17 protein-coding genes and 1 tRNA gene are annotated in these 18,583 nt (G+C 62.1%); 9 read left to right on the top strand and 9 right to left on the bottom strand.

Translation table 11 applies throughout. The features are described from left to right. The first annotated feature begins 155 nt into the window (after positions 1–155). Both IP85_RS16620 and IP85_RS16615 read left to right on the top strand, forming a co-directional pair. A tRNA-His gene (locus IP85_RS16620) sits at positions 156–232 on the top strand. Positions 233–420: 188 nt separating this feature from the next. Continuing rightward, positions 421–723, top strand: coding sequence for a PilZ domain-containing protein (locus IP85_RS16615; protein ID WP_054150793.1), 303 nt, complete (start codon positions 421–423; stop codon positions 721–723). A gap of 34 nt (positions 724–757) precedes the next feature. On the opposite strand, the gene IP85_RS16610 is transcribed toward IP85_RS16615, so the two are convergent. The 4 genes from IP85_RS16610 to IP85_RS16595 all read right to left on the bottom strand — a co-directional run bounded on the left by IP85_RS16610 (position 758) and on the right by IP85_RS16595 (position 4,635). Then, positions 758–1,621, bottom strand: coding sequence for a DUF6671 family protein (locus IP85_RS16610; protein ID WP_156322941.1), 864 nt, complete (start codon positions 1,619–1,621; stop codon positions 758–760). A 166-nt stretch (positions 1,622–1,787) separates the two neighbouring features. Further along, positions 1,788–2,891 (bottom strand): branched-chain amino acid aminotransferase, encoded by a 1,104-nt coding sequence (locus IP85_RS16605; RefSeq protein ID WP_082347778.1) that lies wholly within the window; start codon positions 2,889–2,891, stop codon positions 1,788–1,790. Between the two features lie 159 nt (positions 2,892–3,050). Next, positions 3,051–3,656 carry a HupE/UreJ family protein gene (locus IP85_RS16600; RefSeq protein WP_054150791.1) on the bottom strand — a complete coding sequence of 202 codons (606 nt, stop codon included), beginning with the start codon at positions 3,654–3,656 and terminating at the stop codon, positions 3,051–3,053. Between the two features lie 97 nt (positions 3,657–3,753). After that, positions 3,754–4,635, bottom strand: coding sequence for a LysR family transcriptional regulator (locus IP85_RS16595; RefSeq protein ID WP_054150790.1), 882 nt, complete (start codon positions 4,633–4,635; stop codon positions 3,754–3,756). Between the two features lie 375 nt (positions 4,636–5,010). Here IP85_RS16595 and IP85_RS16590 point away from each other — a divergent pair, with 375 nt between their 5' ends. The 4 genes from IP85_RS16590 (at position 5,011) to IP85_RS16575 (ending at position 9,245) form a co-directional block, all read left to right on the top strand. After that, positions 5,011–6,507, top strand: a complete 1,497-nt coding sequence (locus IP85_RS16590) for a CoA-acylating methylmalonate-semialdehyde dehydrogenase (RefSeq protein WP_054150789.1) — start codon at positions 5,011–5,013, stop codon at positions 6,505–6,507. A gap of 105 nt (positions 6,508–6,612) precedes the next feature. Further along, entirely contained in the window at positions 6,613–7,005 is a 393-nt protein-coding gene (locus tag IP85_RS16585; protein WP_054150788.1) for a GFA family protein, read from the top strand. A 124-nt stretch (positions 7,006–7,129) separates the two neighbouring features. Continuing rightward, positions 7,130–8,197 (top strand): DUF898 family protein, encoded by a 1,068-nt coding sequence (locus IP85_RS16580; RefSeq protein ID WP_054150787.1) that lies wholly within the window; start codon positions 7,130–7,132, stop codon positions 8,195–8,197. Continuing rightward, a complete protein-coding gene (locus tag IP85_RS16575; RefSeq protein ID WP_054150786.1) occupies positions 8,187–9,245 on the top strand; it encodes a M48 family metallopeptidase in 1,059 nt (352 codons plus the stop codon). Before IP85_RS16580 ends, IP85_RS16575 begins: the two co-directional genes overlap by 11 nt. A gap of 97 nt (positions 9,246–9,342) precedes the next feature. Here IP85_RS16575 and IP85_RS16570 read toward each other — a convergent pair whose 3' ends face one another. Then, on the bottom strand, positions 9,343–10,380 hold the full coding sequence (locus IP85_RS16570) for a Fe(3+) ABC transporter substrate-binding protein (RefSeq protein ID WP_054150785.1): 1,038 nt from the start codon (positions 10,378–10,380) through the stop codon (positions 9,343–9,345). A 172-nt stretch (positions 10,381–10,552) separates the two neighbouring features. On the opposite strand from IP85_RS16570, the gene rirA reads away from it, so the two are divergent. The 3 genes from rirA to IP85_RS16555 all read left to right on the top strand — a co-directional run bounded on the left by rirA (position 10,553) and on the right by IP85_RS16555 (position 13,474). Continuing rightward, positions 10,553–11,041, top strand: a complete 489-nt coding sequence (rirA, locus tag IP85_RS16565) for an iron-responsive transcriptional regulator RirA (protein ID WP_054150784.1) — start codon at positions 10,553–10,555, stop codon at positions 11,039–11,041. Between the two features lie 181 nt (positions 11,042–11,222). Beyond that, entirely contained in the window at positions 11,223–12,890 is a 1,668-nt protein-coding gene (locus tag IP85_RS16560) for a GMC family oxidoreductase N-terminal domain-containing protein (RefSeq protein WP_054150783.1), read from the top strand. 50 nt (positions 12,891–12,940) lie between these two features. Next, positions 12,941–13,474, top strand: coding sequence for a gluconokinase (locus IP85_RS16555; RefSeq protein ID WP_054150782.1), 534 nt, complete (start codon positions 12,941–12,943; stop codon positions 13,472–13,474). 3 nt (positions 13,475–13,477) lie between these two features. On the opposite strand, the gene aguB is transcribed toward IP85_RS16555, so the two are convergent. The 4 genes from aguB to IP85_RS16535 all read right to left on the bottom strand — a co-directional run bounded on the left by aguB (position 13,478) and on the right by IP85_RS16535 (position 18,563). Next, entirely contained in the window at positions 13,478–14,347 is an 870-nt protein-coding gene (gene aguB, locus IP85_RS16550; protein ID WP_054150781.1) for an N-carbamoylputrescine amidase, read from the bottom strand. Positions 14,348–14,358: 11 nt separating this feature from the next. Further along, positions 14,359–15,657: an FAD-binding oxidoreductase gene (locus IP85_RS16545; protein WP_054150780.1), complete on the bottom strand. Its 1,299-nt coding sequence runs from the start codon at positions 15,655–15,657 to the stop codon at positions 14,359–14,361. 9 nt (positions 15,658–15,666) lie between these two features. Continuing rightward, the gene (locus IP85_RS16540; protein ID WP_054150779.1) at positions 15,667–17,025 is read right to left on the bottom strand and encodes a glutamine synthetase family protein; all 1,359 of its coding nucleotides are present in this window, start codon (positions 17,023–17,025) and stop codon (positions 15,667–15,669) included. Between the two features lie 284 nt (positions 17,026–17,309). Next, positions 17,310–18,563 carry an FAD-binding oxidoreductase gene (locus tag IP85_RS16535; RefSeq protein WP_054150778.1) on the bottom strand — a complete coding sequence of 418 codons (1,254 nt, stop codon included), beginning with the start codon at positions 18,561–18,563 and terminating at the stop codon, positions 17,310–17,312. Positions 18,564–18,583 lie beyond the last annotated feature (20 nt).

Raw genomic sequence — 18,583 nt, 5'->3', positions numbered from 1 at the left:
ATTGCTGAAAAATCCTCCCAAGGATCTTGGGCCGGGCATAGCGCCCGGCCTTTTTCATAACCCCAAGCCTTTTCGCCTGATGCGCAGAAAGGGCTTGAAAAAAAATCCATCTGCTCGTATGTGACCCCTCGACGGCGTCAGCGACGCGGTCATGTGCGGTTGTAGCTCAGTTGGTTAGAGCGCAGGTTTGTGGCACCTGAGGTCGGAGGTTCGAGACCCCCCAACCGTACCATTTTCTCCCTGGTTGATACTGAAGCAATCTGGAACGCCCGCTTGGCGCGGCCCGTGTGTGTGTCCGCATGCTCTTCAATGCCTAAAATGCGATCGTTTGCATTAACCTGAAAACAAGGCTTCGGACAGTTCCGGCTTTGAACCTCGACCTTTTGGTGCTCTCACTTGAACCAGACGAGCGGAGGTCCAATGGAACGTCGCAACGAGATAAGACACCGCTGCGAACTGGATTCGCTGGTCCTGATGTTCGGCTGCCATGTCCGGGGACGGATTTCCGACTGCAGCCCCAAGGGGCTGGGTCTGGTGCTCTCCGAAGGCGTAGAACTCGCGGATCATGAGCCGCTTGTCCTTTATTGCGATCTGTTCGGTGTTCTGCATGCCGAGATCATCTGGAAGCAGGACGAGAAGATCGGAGCGCGGATACGCAACTGGAAGACGGCGGCGGTCAGCAGCCGGATCCGGCCCTACCTCCTGCAGCCATCGAGGATCTGATGATTGCGGTCTTCAGACTGCCGCGTCGTTGTCGTCACGGATTGCAGAGCGCGCAGTAGGTCGGGTCCGCAACGGCGCCGGGGGCTTGCTCATGGCGCTCCTCCACGCCACAGGAAACACAGCCGAACACATCATGCCGCGGCAGCGATGTCGGACAGCCACAGAGACTGCAGGGCAGACCATATTCGGTTCTGACCTTGCCCCAGCCCGGATGGCGGCAATGCGTGCAAGGTGTCGACAGACGCGCTGCCATCTGCCGTCCAACCTCGCCAATCACCACCATTCGCCGGGGATTCATGAAGGCCCGCATGTCGGTCTCGATATGCGCTCGTCCGGTCGGGGAAAGCCCGGCCGCGGTCCCGATCGCGATTTCCAGATCCGCAACAGTGCGAATGCCCTTGGCCACCGGTGCGTTCAACCGACCTACGGGCGCGACGACCAGGCCCTGCTCCGGGAAGCCGATCCGCTCGAGAAAGGCGTCTGCATCCCCGACCGAAACGGCAGGGCAGTGACCGAATGTTGGCTGCTCGTCGATCCTTATCTCCGCGATTTCGAAGCCCTGTGCCGCGTCCACGTAGAGCAGCAGCTCGCGACCGACCGCGAGCAATGGAATGGTCGGATGGGGGCCATAGGCGCCCTCGCTGGCAAGCGCTGCCTGCAGACCAGTTTCCTGCATGGCGGCTTGTGCCTTGGCCCGTGCCGCCTCCAGCATCGTCCCGGATCGCGGCCGATCCCGGGTGAAGGTCCCGAATTGATCGGTATCGAGGGCCGATGGCAGCACCAGGTCGATACCGATGGCTGCGAACGACGCGGAGAGAGCGCGCTCCTTTCCGTGAATCGTCGCCATGGCCATCCGTCGCGGCAGCACGAAGTCCGAGGCGGACCGACCGTTCGTCATGTCGTCTTCCTGCATCTGTTCCGGGCCGCAGATGTGCCGCCGTCTCTTTTGTTTCGGACCTTCATTGCTTGCGCCGGTCCGTTCCGGTGTCCAAGGCGTCCGCCCAAACGAAATACCCCGCCATGTTGCCATGACGGGGGTTCAAAGCGTGTGACTGTGCCTGTCGTCAGGCGCGCGTCACTTCCTTCACCCAGCCATGTGTATCCGCCACGGATCCGCGCTGGATGCCGGTCAGCTGGTTGCGCAGCGTTTCCGTTTCCATGCCCGTGCCGGCATTGCCGATGACGAATTCGCCGCCGGGATGGCGCACCGTGCCGATCGCTGCAACAACGGCAGCCGTGCCGCAGGCGAAGGCCTCGCGCAGCTTGCCGCTCTTGGCGTCCGCCATCCATTCATCGAAGGAATAGGGGCGCTCGATGACATCAAGGCCGTTGTCTCCGGCAAGCTTGATGATCGAGTTGCGGGTGATGCCCGGCAGGATCGTGCCCGAGAGCGGTGGCGTGACCACGGTGTTGTCGTCCATGACGAAGAAGACGTTCATGCCGCCCAATTCTTCGATCCATTTGTGCTCGGCGGCATCCAGGAAGACGACCTGGTCGCAGCCGCGGCTTGCCGCTTCCTTCTGGGCGAGAAGGCTCGCCGCATAGTTGCCGCCGCACTTGGCAGCGCCCGTGCCGCCAGGAGCCGCACGCGTGTAATGTTCGCTGACCCAGAGCGTGACCGGCTTGCTGCCGCCCTTGAAATAGGGGCCGACGGGCGAAGCGATGACGCAGAACACGTATTCGCGCGAAGGACGAACGCCGAGGAAAGCTTCGCTTGCAAACATGAAGGGACGCAGATAAAGGCTGCCTTCGCCTTCCGGAACCCATTTGGCATCGATCTTGACCAGCTCTTCGACCGCCTTGAGGAATAGCTCCTCCGGTACGTCGGGCATGGCCATGCGCTCGGCCGACCTGTTGAAGCGGCGGGCATTCTCTTCCGGGCGGAAGAGCGTGATGCGGCCATCGGCAGCCTTGTAGGCCTTCATGCCCTCGAAGATCTCCTGCGCATAGTGCAACACGCTTGCCGCCGGATCGATCTGGAAGGGTTTGCGCGCCGAGACTTCCGGGCTGTGCCAGCCCTTGTCGACGTGCCAATGTACCACCGCCATGTGGTCGGTGAACAGCGTTCCGAAGCCCAGGTTTTCGAAAGCCGCGAGCCGCTCGGCTTCCGGCATGGGCGAGGCATTCGGAACGATCTGGAAGTCGAGGAGTGCGGTATTCGTGGTCATGGAGAGCCTGTGTCTGAGCTGTTCACGGTTGCGCTGGCCGCGCCGATGGAGACGGTCGCGACCGGTGCCGTCGTTTGTGCGGTTTGATCGCGGTTTGTCAACAGAAACCATGCTATCGCGATGCAGCAAAACGCTTGGTCTGCAGGGCCGAGAGCCGGCTTAGCCCATCGCGAGCCTGAACAGGAACCAGAAGCCGGCGAGCGAGATGACCGCCCCCAGCGCCTGCACCAGCCGGCCGCCGCCGATCGGCTTCAGGGCAGCACCGATTGCGATCCCGATCACATGGATCACGCCAGTGGAGACCACGAAGCCCACGGTAAAGGCTGCGGGGTCGCTGGCGCGCGGCGCGAGCACACCATGCGGATAGCCATGCATGAGCGCAAAGGCTGCAATCAGCACCAGCGCCGCCCATTCCGGCGCCCGCCACGCGGCCGCAATCGCACCGCCGAGAACGATGACAGAAACGGCAATCCCGTATTCGATCGGCTGGTCGGGCAGAAGGCCGGTCATGCCGATGATCCCGCCCACGCACATGATCATCGGGAAAGTCGCGGGCAGCGTCCAGACCGATCGGCCACCCATCTGCGCGCCCCAGAGCCCGACGGCGAGCATGGCAAGCAGATGGTCTAAGCCAGCCAGCGGATGGCCGAAGCCCGAGCCGAACCCGCCGAGCGGTCCGTCCATCACATGCGCATGGGCGGGAAGTGCCGAGAGGAGTGCAAACAGAAAGGCCGGAAGGCCGAGATGAAGCAAGGGCTGGCGCATGTCAGTATCCATGGGTGATCAGATCGTCGCAGTCTATCTGCGTCGCTCATGACGGAAAAGCGTCCTCAAAACGCACTCCGGTCATCGGCCAACCGCGTCAGCTGAAGATCGCGCGATCTTCGTCCACCGCATCCTGCAGGAATTGCACCACCGCCCGAACGCGCACGAGTTCCCGCGCACTTTCGTGGAAGGTCGTCCAATAGGCACGCCGGATGGTGACCTCGGGTAGTACGCGAACGAGGTGGTCATGCTGCCGGGCGATATAGCTGTGCAGGATACCGATGCCCGCACCCGCCAGAACTGCCTCCGTCTGGCCGATCGCAGACGAGATCTCGAAGCCGGCATTCCAGTCGCGCATCACCTCGCCGGTGAAATTCAGCGACGGCGTGAAGATCAGGTCCTCGACATAGCCGATCCGGCGATGGGCCTTGAGACCTTCGGCGGTCGTCGGGAGACCGTTCGTTTCGGCATAACCCTTCGATGCATAGAGCCCGAGCGTGTAGTCGACAAGCTTCGACGAGACGAGCCGACCCTGATCCGGTCGCTCCAAGGTCACGGCAATATCCGCCTCGCGCTGCGACAGCGAAAACGATCGCGGCACCGGCACCAGCTGGATCTTCAGTTCCGGATGCCGCTCGATGAGCGCGCCGAGCCGCGAGGCCAGAAAGAACACGCCGAAACCATCGGGCGCGCCGATCCGCACCGTGCCCGCCACCTGCGTGTCCGTGCGCCCGAGGCGTGCCTGCACCTCTAGCATCTCGGTTTCCATCCTCTCGGCGGAGCCGAGAAAGGCCTCGCCCTCGGCGGTCAGTTCGCAGCCATTGGTGCGGCGGATGAAGAGCCGTGTCTTGAGCGCCGTCTCCAGCGCCGTCAGCCGACGCGAAAGCGTGGCGTGGTTCAGGCCCAGACGTCTGGAGGCGGCGAGGATCTGGCCCGTGCGCGCCACGGCCAGAAAGATGCGAACGTCATCCCAGTTCATCGGTGGCCCCCTCTGCTCCCGGAATGCGGGTTACCCCCCTCTGGCCTGCCGGCCATCTCCCCACATGGGGCAAGAACTGATGAGCTGCCGGCCGGTCGCCCGCCTTTGGAGCTTGATGAACCGAGCAGCAAACGCGGCGCCCCGCTCTCCCCCCTTGCGGGGGAGATGTCACGCAGCGACAGAGGCGGGTATTCATATGCGATAGCCCTGCCCGTGTGGGGGAGATGCCTGGCAGGGCAGAGGGGGGTGGCACACGAAAGACCGATCAACGATGTCACCTAACATTAATTTTCGCACAACAGATGCGTAAATGATCGCGTTGATTTGTGCAAATCAAAGCGCATACTGCCTCCACAACAATCCAGGAGGACACCCATGTATCAGGTTGGTCATTTCATCGGCGGCAAGCATGTCGCCGGCACGTCGGGCCGCAAGCAGCCGATCTACAACCCGGCCACCGGCGAAGTGCAGGGCGAGGTCTCGCTCGCAAGCGCTGAAGAGCTGAACGCGGCGGTCGAGAACGCCAAGTCGGCCCAGGCCAAGTGGGCCGCCACCAATCCGCAGCGCCGCGCCCGCGTCTTCATGAAGTTCGTTCAGCTCCTGAACGACAATATGGATTCACTCGCCGAGACTCTCTCGCGCGAACACGGCAAGACCATCGAAGACGCCAAGGGCGACATCGTCCGTGGCCTGGAAGTCTGCGAATTCGTCATCGGCATCCCGCATCTGTCGAAGAGCGAGTTCACCGAAGGCGCTGGCCCGAACATCGACATGTATTCAATTCGGCAAGCGGTCGGCATCGGCGCCGGCATCACGCCGTTCAACTTCCCGGCCATGATCCCGATGTGGATGTTCGCGCCTGCGATTGCCTGCGGCAACGCCTTCATCCTGAAGCCGTCCGAGCGTGACCCGTCCGTTCCGATCCGCCTGGCTGAACTGATGATCGAGGCAGGGCTTCCCGCCGGCATCCTCAACGTCGTCAATGGTGACAAGTCCGCCGTCGACGGCATCCTGACGCATCCGGACATCTCGGCCGTCTCCTTCGTCGGCTCGACCCCGATTGCCCGTTACGTCTATGGAACGGCTGCGATGAACGGCAAGCGCGCTCAGTGCTTCGGCGGCGCCAAGAACCACATGATCATCATGCCGGATGCCGACCTCGACCAGGCCGCTCAGGCGCTGATGGGTGCCGGCTACGGCTCTGCCGGCGAACGCTGCATGGCAATCTCGGTCGCTGTTCCAGTCGGTGAAGATACGGCAAACCGCCTGATCGAAAAGCTGACCCCGATGGTCGAAAGCCTGCGCATCGGCCCCTATACCGATGACAAGGCCGATCTCGGCCCCGTCATCACCAAGGAAGCACAGGCGCGCATCAAGGGCCTGATCGACAGTGGCGTCGAAGCCGGCGCCAAGCTCGTCGTCGATGGCCGCGACTTCAAGCTTCAGGGCTACGAGAACGGCTATTTCGTCGGTGGTTGCCTGTTCGACAACGTCACGCCTGATATGGACATCTACAAGACCGAAATCTTCGGGCCGGTCCTCTCGGTCGTTCGCGCCAAGACCTATGAAGAAGCCCTCGACCTGCCGATGAAGCATGAATACGGCAACGGCGTCGCGATCTACACCCGCGACGGTGATGCCGCCCGCGACTTCGCCTCGCGCATCAACATCGGCATGGTTGGCATCAACGTGCCGATACCGGTTCCGCTCGCCTACCACTCCTTCGGTGGCTGGAAGTCCTCGTCTTTCGGCGATCTCAACCAGCACGGCACGGACTCCATCAAGTTCTGGACCCGCACCAAGACGGTCACAAGCCGCTGGCCGTCGGGCATCAAGGACGGTGCCGAGTTCGTCATGCCGACGATGAAGTAAGAGAAGCAACGTCGTTCACAATTGCGCCACCCCGTCGAAAGGCAGGGTGGCGTTCTCTTGCCAGCATGAAATCGGCTGATAGCTTCTCCGGCGGGAGGGCGGATCATGCCGAAAAAGAAGAACCATACCGGCGGCTGTCTTTGCGGGGCAGTGCGCTTCGAGGCCGATGCGCCGGCCGCCAAGCCACACACCTGTTCCTGCAAGATGTGCCAGCGCCATACGGGCAGTCTCACCGCCACCTGGGTCGAATTTCCGCGCGAGGCCGTGCGCTGGGTTGGCCCTGCAGGCATCCCCGCCACATGGCGCTCCTCCGACTTTTCGTCACGTGCATTCTGCGACACCTGTGGCTCTTCGATCGGCGCCATCGACGATCAGCCGACGGTGGCGCTCCTGCTCGGAGCCTTCGATCGCACCAGCGCCGCCGATCTCAGGCCCGCCTATCATTCCTACAAGGGTGGCCGGCCGAAATGGTGGTGCATCGAGATCTGCGAGACCTGAACGGTGCAACGGGCGCCCGAAGTGTCCGAGCGCACTTGAGTGCGTGGTGCTCTCATGGTCAATGTTCAGGCGCGCGTTGCGGGGGATAGCGACGTGCAGGTTTTGATTTCATGAGGGACATTTCATGCAAGAGGCAGTCTTCGGCCGCGCCGACGCTTTGCGCCGCGGCGAGTTTCGCGGCAGCGCCGGTGAGTATTTCGGTATCTGGATCGTCAACATTCTCCTGACGATCGTCACGGTCGGCATCTACTCCGCCTGGGCCAAGGTTCGGCGCAACCGCTATTTCTACGGAAACTCATTCATTGACGGTCACTCCTTCGACTACCACGCCAAGGGGCTACAGATCTTCATCGGTCGTGCCATCGTTTTCGGCTACATCATTGGCTACAACATTCTCCTGACCTTCAGCCCGATCGCGGGCGGTATCCTGGCGTTGCTGATGTTCGTGCTGCTTCCCTGGATCGTCATGCGCAGCCTTCGCTTCAACGCCCGCGTCACGAGCTATCGCAACATCCGTTTCGACTTCGTCGGAAAGACCTGGGGCGCCTTCGTCGCGATCATCTTCGGCGGCCTCATCGCCTTCTTCTCGCTTGGCATCCTCGCGCCTTTCGCCAGCCGCTGGCTCTATCGCTACATCTTCAACAACCTGCGTTACGGCGACCGGGCCTTCGAGACAGATCCGAAGATCGGTGCGCTCTACCGCGTCTGGCTGCCAGCCTTCCTGCTGATGCTTGTCGGTGCGGCAGTCGGAGGGGCTCTCTTTGTCCTGATCTATTATGGTGCGGTGGCCAGCGCCGACTCGGGCATGGATGGCGAGGCCCTGCTCGTTCTCGGCATCTATGGAACGGTGATCCCGGTCTTGTTGCTTTGGGGCGTCGCGGCGATTTTCTATCGCATCGGCGTTCGCAACGTGGTGATGAATTCAGCCCGCTTCGATACCCGTCATTCCCTTTTTTCGGATCTGGGCCGCCTGCGTTATTTCTGGATCGTCGTCTCAAATCTGGTCGTCACCATCCTCACCCTCAGCCTGATGCGCCCCTGGGCAGCGGTCCGCGAGCACCGCTATGTGGTCGAGCATTCCGGCATCGTGGTCGATGGTGAACTCGGTGATGTGGTATCGTCGATGCACGCCTCCGGCTCCGCCCTGACGGCGGAATATCTCGATCTTGAAGGGTTCGACTTTGGCTTCTGACGACAAGCGCATCGCCTCCGGCCGCTGGCATCCTCCCGCCTCGAGCCGGTCGGCGCCGGCGGTCCTTCTGGCGGAGGGCAAGACCCTTTTTGTCCGGCTAGACGCCGGAGGCGATCCGGTGTCTCTGGGAGACCTGGCACGGACGGAGATATCGGCCCGCGTCGGTCGCATTCCCCGCCGGGTCACCTTCGCCGATAGCTCGCTCTTCGAGACCGATGACAACGACGCCGTCGACCTGTGGCTGAGCAAGCATGGCAAGAAGGGCGTCGTTCACGAACTGGAGCGGTTTCACCCGCGTCTGGTCGCCTTCGTCTTCGCTGTTGTCGTGCTTGCGGGCCTGATCTACCGCTATGCAGTTCCGGCGCTGGTCGAAGTGGCTGTTCTGGTGACACCGCCGGCGGTCACCGAGTGGATGGCAAGCGGTACGCTTCTGTCGCTCGACCAGGCGGTGTTCAGCGAAAGCCGACTGCCCGAAGCCCGTCAGACGGAGATCCTGAAGGCCTTCAATCAGGTCGCAGTCCTCTCGTCCCGGGGTGTTGCCGGCTACAATCTCAATTTCCGTCAGGGTGGCCCGATTGGCCCGAACGCGTTTGCCCTTCCCGATGGAACGCTTGTCATCACCGACGAACTGATCGATCTTGCTGACGGCGACATGGACATGATCATCGGGGTCCTTGCCCACGAAATCGGCCATGTCGAGGAGGAGCACTCGCTCCGCCAGCTCTATCGCGCAGCCGGCATGGCCGGTCTAATCATGCTGATCGCAGGCGATGTCGGTGCGGCCGGCGAGGACATTCTGACCAATGGCGCTGCCCTGATGTCACTCTCCCATTCGCGTGACGCGGAAAACGAGGCCGACCGTATCTCGGTGGAGCTGATGGCCAAGGCCGGCCGTGATCCGCGCGCTATCGGCCGCTTCTTCGCTCGGCTGGAAGAAAAACTCGGTCTCGATGGAGACTCCTCCTTCCTGTCCACCCATCCGGGCACCAGTGAGCGGCGGGAGGCAATCGACGATCACGCGAAGACTGTCGAAGCTGGTGGCATCTGAGGGGGAGGCCAGGCGGGAGGCGGACTATGGCACATGCCGAAATGCAAGAAGGGGCGGTCTGAGACCGCCCCTTCTGCTTTCAAGTATACGCGGAAGATTACTGCGTTGCGCCGTCGTTCAGGCCGACCTTGTCGACCAGTTCGGAAGCGGTCTTGCGGTTGGCAGCGATGTCGGCGAGCGGCAGCGGATCAGCCTTGATCGCGCCGAAGCTGGCAACCATCTCGGAAACCTTGGCATTGGGGCCGACAGGATATTCGAAGACCTGCTCGGCATAGATGGTCTGCGCTTCGTCGGAAGCCAGGAATTCCATCAGCTTGACGGCATTGTCCTTGTTCGGTGCGTTCTTTGTCAGTGCCATGCCGGAAATGTTGACATGCGTGCCACGGTCAGCGGCGTTCGGGAAGAGAACCTTGACCGAAGCGGCCCAGTCCTTTTCTTCCGGATCCTTCTCGTTGGTCTTCATCAGACCGAGGTAGTAGGTGTTGGCAAGGCCGAGATCGCATTCGCCGGCATGGATTGCCTTCGCCTGGGCGCGGTCGTTGCCGTCAGGCTTCTTGACCAGGTTCTGCTTAAGGCCTGCGAGCCATGTTTCCGTGTATTCGGCGCCATGGTGGGCGACCATCGAGGCGAACAGGCCGACATTGTAGGCGTGCTGACCGTCGCGCATGCAAATGCGGCCCTTCCACTTGGGATCGGCGAGTTCTTCATAGGTGATCGCATCTTCGGAGACGCGGTCCTTGGAAGCATAGAGAACGCGGCCACGGGTGGTCAGGCCGAACCAATTGCCTTCCGGATCACGATACTGCGCCGGGATCTGGCTGTTGATGTTCTCGTCGACGAGCGGCTGGGTCACGCCGCCATCCTTGGCTTCCGTGAGGCGCGCGATGTCGACCGTCAGAATGACGTCGGCCGGCGAGTTTGCACCTTCTGCCGTGATGCGCTCAACGAGGCCCTTGTCGAGGAAAAGCACATTGGTCTTGATGCCCGTTTCCTTGGTGAAGGCGTCCATCAGCGGCTGGATCAGTTCCGGCTGACGATAGGAATAGATGTTGACTTCGCCGTCTGCCAGTGCCGAGCCGGCCGAAAGGGCCAGAACGGAAACTGCACCGAGTGCGATGGTACGGATGGATGTCATGGTAGGCCTCCCTCTTTGCGGATTGTTGAGGCGCATATTCATGAAATAGGATAAGCTGTCAATTGTAGTCCAGTTTAATCACCAACACGTGAGTCTAGAACTTGAGTATTTTGGAATTGTTCAAAACTGCAAAAGGCGCTATATAAGCCGCAAGAAAACAGAGGAATCGTGCATGCGTTTGACAAAACAGACAAATTACGCCGTGCGCATGCTGATGTATTGCGCAGCCAACAGCGACCAGTTGAGCCGGATCCCGGAGATCGCCAAGGCCTATGGCGTGTCGGAGCTCTTCCTGTTCAAGATTCTGCAGCCGCTGAACAAGGCCGGTTTGGTCGAGACCGTCCGCGGTCGTAACGGTGGCGTGCGCCTCGGCCGTCCGGCCGAAAAGATCACGCTGTTCGATGTCGTGAAGGTCACGGAAGACAGCTTCGCCATGGCGGAATGCTTCGAGGACGACGGTGACGTCGAATGCCCGCTGATCGACAGCTGTGGCCTGAACTCTGCGCTGCGCAAGGCGCTGAACGCCTTCTTCGACGTGCTTTCCGAATACACGATCGACGACCTCGTCAAGGCACGCCCGCAGATCAACTTCCTGCTCGGCATCGACGACCTGCAGCCGCGCCGTGTGGCCGCCGCTCCAGCTGCCGCACCGGCCGCCTGAAAATCGTCGAATATTCACTTGATCAAACCCGCCGAAAGGCGGGTTTTTTCGTTGCAGGGCAGTGCCTTTACGCCCGCCTTGCTTCCTTCCGGCACTCTGCTACGTTTACGTTCACGGCAGTTAAGATCTGCCGGTTGGGGCGGCTTGAAACGGGTCGCTGGTGCAGGTCTCTGGGGGGAGCATGTACGACTATGTCATCATCGGTGGCGGATCGGCCGGCTCGGTCCTTGCGGCGCGGCTGAGCGAGGACCCGTCGGTTACCGTCTGCCTGCTGGAAGCCGGCGGTCGGGGTGACGGCATCTTCGCCCGCGTGCCGATGGCGTCAGCGGCTGTTGTGCCGGGTCATGTGAAGAGCGGAAACTGGCGTTTTTCGACGGTGCCGCAGGAGGGCCTCAACGGACGTCGGGGTTACCAGCCGCGCGGTCGCGGCCTTGGCGGATCGAGCCTGATCAATGCCATGCTCTATGTCCGCGGGCATACCGGCGATTACGATGAGTGGGCGTCTCTCGGCTGTGAAGGCTGGTCGTGGAAGGACGTCCTTCCCTGGTTCAAGAAGGCCGAGGACAACATCCGTGGGGCGGACGATTTGCATGGCCGCGGTGGCCCGCTTCAGGTCTGCGATCAGAACTGGGCGCGCCCGATCAACCAGGCCTTCCTGAAGGCCTGCGAACAGCGCGGTCACCGTCAGAACGACGATTTCAACGGGCCGATGCAGGAGGGGGCCGGCGTCTATCAGGCCACCCAGTTCTGGAACGGCCCAAAGCGCGGCGAGCGTTGCTCGGCGGCTGCCGCCTATCTCCACGACGTGATGACGCGGCGCAATCTCACCGTCATCACCGAAGCGCATGTATCGCGCATCCTGGTCGAACAGGGCAGGGCGGTCGGCGTCGCCTATCGCTTCGGCAAGGACGAGCAGCGGATCGTCCGCGCCGATCGCGAGGTGCTCTTGTCGGCAGGGGCGCTTCAATCACCGCAGATCCTGATGCTCTCGGGCATTGGCCCTGCAGACCATCTGACCTCCCTCGGCATTCCCGTCGTGCTGGACCGAACGGAAGTCGGCTCCAACCTCCAGGACCATCTCGACTACACCATGATCTTCCGCTCGCCGGATACCGACATGTTCGGCTTGGGTATCATGGCGACGCGCGATCTGATGCGCGCCGCAAACGAGTGGCGCACGGAGCGTATGGGTCACCTGCGATCGACCTGCGCGGAATCGGGTGCTTTTCTGAAGACCGATCCGTCGCTCGATCGTCCTGACATCCAGCTGCATTTCCTCGTTGCGATGGTCGACGACCACGTGCGCAAGATACATTGGGGCCACGGCTATTCCTGCCATGTCTGCGTCTTGCGCCCGCATTCGCGTGGCACGGTCCGGCTCGCGAGCACCGATCCGTCCGCTTCGCCGCTCATCGATCCCGCATTTCTCTCGGATCCGCGCGACTTGGAAACCCTGCGCAAGGGTGCCCGCATGATGGCCGAGATCATGGCAGCCCCCGCATTCAATCGCTATCGCGGACCTGAACTCTATCCGGCCGGAACGTCGGATGCGGAACTCGACGCGGCGATCCGTACCCGCGCCGACACGATCTATCACCCCGTCGGCACCTGCCGCATGGGCTCCGATGCCGATGCGGTGGTCGATCCCGATCTCAGGCTGAAGGGCATAGTGGGGCTGCGTGTCGTCGACGCCTCGGTCATGCCGCGTCTGATTGGCGGCAACACCAACGCCCCCGTCATCATGATGGCGGAAAAGATCGCCGCATCCATCCGGGCAGAGGCGAGAGCAGCCAGGGAACGGGCCACCGGCAGAAGCGCAAACAGTGAGAGCGGATTGCATTTCGCCTGAACCTTCCTATTGTCGCGGCCCTTGGATGAGGGCTGAGGAAGAGGAAGAGCATGCCGCAGGACAACAAGCTGGCCGCCCCGCAGGCGGTTATCGTCATGGGAGTCAGCGGCTGCGGAAAGTCCTCGGTCGGCGAGGCGCTCGCGGCCCGTCTCGGGCTTCCCTTCATCGAGGGGGATGTCCTGCACCCCGAAAGCAACGTCGCGAAGATGGCCGCCGGTACGCCGCTAACCGACGAGGATCGCTGGCCCTGGCTGACCGTGATCGGCGAGCGCATGGCGGACGCCTTGGCCCGCGGGGAGGGGATCATCGTGTCCTGCTCGGCGCTGAAGAAGATCTACCGCGAACACTTGCGTGCCGCGACCGGTGGCCGCCTCGCTTTCGTCTATCTCGATGGTTCACGGGAACTGCTCGGCCGCCGCATGGGCGCCCGCACCGGCCATTTCATGCCGCTTGGTCTGCTCGATAGCCAGCTCGCCACCCTGGAAGTCCCGACCGGCGAGCCGGGCGTTGTCACCGTCTCGATCGATCAGACCGTCGAGGGCATCGTCGCCGACGCGCTCGACGGTCTGAAAGCGGAAGCCTGAGCTTCAGCCCTCGTAACCCAGGAGCGGGCCGTAAAGCTCCGGCCGGCGGTCTCGGAACAGGCCCCAGCTGGCGCGCTGCCTTGCGATTCCATCGAGGTCGAAGGTCGCGGTCAACACCGTCTCAGTCTCCCGGTCGGCAGTTGCCACCATTGAACCGGTCTGGTCGCAGATGAAGGACGAGCCGTAGAAGGTAAGCGAGGTGCCCTTGCGACCATCTTCCTTGCCGATCCGATTCGACGCGATGACCGGCATGAGATTGGCCGCTGCATGCCCCTGCATCACCCGCTGCCAATGGCCGGAGCTGTCTAGACTCGCATCCTGCGGCTCCGAGCCGATCGCGGTCGGATAGAACAGAAGTTCGGCGCCCTGCAGCGCCATGGCACGGGCCGCCTCCGGGAACCACTGGTCCCAGCAGATGCCGACGCCGATCGCCGCATGCCGCGTCTCCCAGACTTCGAAACCGGTATCGCCGGGCGAGAAGTAGAACTTCTCGGTATATCCAGGACCATCAGGAATATGGCTCTTGCGATAGATGCCAAGCACGTCCCCGGTCGCGTCGACGATGGCCACGCTGTTGAAGAACGTCTGCCCGGCCTTTTCGAAGAAGCTGACGGGAATGACGACGTTGAGCTCTTCGGCAAGCGCTGCGAAGTGCTCGATCAGTGCATTGTCATGGGCCGGCTTGGCGAGATCGAAGAACTCGGCGATCTGGTCCTGGCAGAAATAAGGTGCCTCGAACAGCTCCTGGATCAGGACGATTTGTGCGCCCTTTGCGGCAGCCTCGCGCACGAGCTTTTCGGCCCGTACGATATTGCCGGGCAGATCCCATGTGCAGGCCATCTGGGTGGCGGCGACGGTGACGGTGCGGGTCATCTCTTCTTTCCTCAAACGCCGAGCCGATCACGCATGCCGTAATACCAGGCACCGAGTGCCGTGAACGGCACGCGGAACATGCGCCCGCCCGGGAACGGATAGGCCTGCAACGACGACCAGACATCGAAGCGGCTCATCTGGCCATGAACAGCCTCGCCAAGGATCTTGCCAAGCAGATGCGTCGTCGTCACGCCATGGCCGCTGTCGCCATGCGAGAAGTAGACCGTGTCCGACAGCTTGCCCATATGCGGGATGCGGGTCAGCGTGAGGGCAAAATTGCCGCTCCAGGCATAGTCGATCTTCACGTCCTTCAGCTGCGGGAAGGTTTTCAGCATGTTCGGCCGGATGACGCCCGTCAGGTTCTTAGGGTCCTGGCCGCCATAGCCGATGCCGCCGCCGTAAAGCAGGCGGTTGTCGGCGGTGCGGCGGTAATAGTCGAGCACGTAGTTTGCATCTTCGACGCAGTAATTGGAGGGCAGCAGTTCCTCGATCAGCTTGGCATCGAGCGGCTCCGTGGCCATCACCTGGCTGGAGACCGGCATCATCTTCTCGGTCACCTTCGGCGCGATGCCGGCCATATAGGCATTGCCGCAGACGAGAATGTGCTTGGCCCTGACAATGCCGCCCTCGGTGCAGACGAAGGGCTGCGGGCCGGTGTCGAGATGCACGACCTTGGAGTTTTCAAAGATCTTGGCGCCGAGGCTTTCGGCCGCTGCCGCCTCGCCGAGCACCAGATCGAGCGGATGGATATGGCCGCCGTGGCGATCGATCATGCCGCCGACATAGCGGTCGGTCTTGGCATACTTGGCGACCTCGGCCTTGGAGACCATCTCCAGCCCGTCATGCCCATGCTTCATCCAGTGGGCCCGGACGTCCGCCATCTCCTTCACCTGCTTGTCGGTGAAGGCTGCGAAGAACCCGCCGTCGACGAGATCGCATTCGATCCCGTATTTCGCCACGCGCTCGCGGATGATCCGACCACCCTCGAGCGACATCTCGCCGAGCCGATCCGCCTTTTCCTGCCCGTAGCGTTTTGCAATCGTTTCAAGATCACGGCTATAGCCGTTGACGATCTGACCGCCATTGCGACCCGAGGCGCCGAAGCCGATCCGATCGCCTTCGAGAACGATCACGGCATAGCCCTTTTCCGAAAGCTCAAGGGCTGCCGAAATGCCAGTAAAGCCGGCGCCGATGATGCAGATATCGGCGGTGTGCTGCCCGTCAAGCTTCGGGCGCACGCGCTTGTCGCGGGCAGAGGCTGCGTAATAGGTGGCCGCATGGCCGGGATTGGGTCCGATCGACTTCGTCATGGCTTCACCTCACACGGTCCGGATATAGGCGTCGTATTCGACGTCGGTCACACGCAGCGAGAACTCCGAGAGTTCCTGCTGCTTGCAGGCGGTATAAAGGCTGCGATATTTCGGCCCGAGCGCCGCATAGGCAAAGCTCGACTTGCCAAAGCGCTGAAGCGCATAGTCCCAGTTGGTCGGCAGCGGCTCGTGGTTGACGGCATGGTCGTCGCCGGAGATCGCCCCACCGGGCGAAAGCTTCTCCTTCATGCCGGCGAGCGCCGCCGACAGGATCATGGCGAGAACCAGATAGGGATTGGTGTCGGATCCGGCGACGCGATGCTCGATGCGAGTCGCAGGCTTCGATGCGGTGATGACGCGAACGGCAGCAGACCGGTTATCGAAGCCCCAGGACGCATAGGTCGGTGCATGTTCGGATGGGCGCAGGCGGCGATAGGAGTTCTGGTGCGGTGCAAAGATCGCCATGCTCTCGCCCATGCTTTCGAGAAGCCCGCCGACCGAATGGAAAAGGGCGTCCGAGGGTCCATCCTCGCCGACATAGATGTTCTCGCCCTTCTCGTTCAGGATCGAGAAATGCACATGCATGCCGCTACCGGCCTGGGTGCCATAGGGCTTGGCCATGAAGGTCGCGTCGAGATCGCTGGCGCGCGCCACGCCCTTGACGATGCGCTTGAGCAATACCGCGTAGTCCGCAGCCGCCAGCGCATCCGGCACGTGATTGAGGTTGATCTCGTACTGACCGGGACCGTTTTCGCGCAACGTCGTATCGGCCGGCACGTTCTGGGCGCGGGCGGCCGTCGAAATGCCGTGGAAGACCTCTTCGAAGTCCTGCAGTTCGGAGATCGACAGAACCTGCGTCTGGCCGGTATGCCAGCGACCGTCTCGCGTATTTGGCGGACGTACCGGATCGAGCGCCGAGCGCACCGGGTCGATCAGGTAGAATTCGAGTTCTGTGGCAACGACAGGCGTCAGTTTCGCCGCCGTGAAGCGCTTCATCACGTTGCCGAGCACCTGGCGCGGATCGGCGTAGAAGCTCTCGCCTTCCTGCGTGTGCATTTGCAAGAGCACCTGCGCCGTCGGGCGCGACAGCCAGGTCACGCGCGAGAGCGTTCCCGGAACCGGAAAGCAGATGCCATCAGGATCGCCGGTTCCCTCGGCAAGGCCCGCGGCATTCACGTCGCGGCCCCATACGTCGAGGGCATAGACCGAGCGCGGCATGGCCATGCCCTTGGTCAAGACGTCGATGGCCCGCTCGCGTGGGATCCACTTGCCGCGTGGCACGCCGTTCACGTCAATGACGAAGGCTTCAAGTACTTCAATATCGGGATTTGCCGCGAAGAATTCGCGTGCCTCTTCGGCCATGTCCATGGATCACCGTGTGGCTGATGTCGATCGGGTTCGAAACGCGCATAAGGGCGCGAACGTATGCTGGTCCGCTAACGATAGACGCTTTTCGCGTTATGGATCAAACACCGGCGCATGCCACTGTCCGTCTTTTCCTGATCCCCTCGACCGGCGGCGTTCTTGCGACGCGAGCTTCGTTCCGGCCTGTTTCCACCGGGAAACAATTTGATCAAATTATGAGGGATGACTACCACCTCGGCGCCAAAAAGGCTAGCCCCCTGAGAAGGGGGCTAGAAACGCGTTGTTTTTCAGGGGCGAAAACGCTCAGGGCTCCAGGCCTTTGCGTCGATGAATGTCTTCTCCCCGTCCATCATTTCCCCGATCAGACGGCCCGTGACCGGACCCAGCGTCAGGCCGTGATGCGCATGGCCAAACGCGAACCACATGCCCTCGTGGCGCGGCGCCTTGCCGATGACCGGCATCATGTCGGGCGTGCAGGGGCGGGCGCCCATCCAGGGTTCGGCGTCGAGCCTGTCGGCCAGCGGGAAGATTTCGCGCGCCACCTTTTCCGCCCGGGCGAGCTGGACGGGAGACTTGGGCGCATCGCGATTGGCAAATTCCGCACCCGTCGTCAGGCGAATGCCCTTTTCCATTGGCGCCAGGAAATAGCCGCGCTCGGCATCCATGGTCCAGTTGTTGAGGACAGCATTGCCCTCGGGCGCGTAGTGCATGTGGTAGCCGCGCTTGACCCCGAGCAGGAAGCGGTAGCCGAACTTTCGGGTGACTTCCTCCGACCAGGGGCCAAGTGCCAGCACCACATCGTCGCCATCGACCATCCCGTCATCGGTCTTTACGCGCCAGCCCTTGCCGGAAGCGCCCGTTTCCAGCGATGTCGCATCACCCTTGACGAAGCGTCCACCGAGCGACTGGAAATAGGTGAGATAGGCCTGCGTCAGGCCATGCGGATTGGTGACCGACCACGGATCGTTCCACTTCAGACCGCCGACGAAATCGCCGCGAATATGCGGCTCTTCCTTGGCCAGATCCTCGCGGCTGAGCGCCCTGTAGCTGACGTCATATTCGCGGGCGAGGCGAGCGGCCTCGGCAAGCTCGCCGTCGCGTTTGGCCGTCGTGCGGAAGATCTCCATCCAGCCATCCTTGCGGATCAGATGGTCGGCCTTTGCCGCCTGGATCAGGTCCTGATGCTCGGTGATCGAGTTTTCGATCAGTGGCGCATACGCTCGTGCAATCGCCTGATGGCGGCTCTTGTTCGAATGCCACCAGTAGCGGGACAGGAACGGCACGAGCTTCAGCATCGCACTTGCATGATAATGCGCGTCGATCCGGTTGTTGAAGCCGTAGCGGATCAGCATCCCGAGTTCCTGCGGGAAGCCATAGGGCACGACGCCCTCGCGCTGGATCAGGCCCGCATTGCCGAAAGAGGTTTCCTCACCGGCGCCCCGGCGGTCCACCAGCACCACCGAACGCCCGCGACGGGCGAGATGGATGGCTGTGGAAACGCCGATAATGCCGGCGCCGAGCACGAGGGTAACCTTGGACATGTCAGTTGAATTCCTGAAGG

Origin of the sequence: Rhizobium sp. AAP116 (assembly GCF_001295785.1) — a bacterium.
In the GTDB taxonomy this organism is placed as follows: domain Bacteria; phylum Pseudomonadota; class Alphaproteobacteria; order Rhizobiales; family Rhizobiaceae; genus Allorhizobium.
The sequence above is the reverse complement of the archived record's forward strand: the minus strand, read 5'-3'. Positions and strand labels throughout refer to the sequence as shown.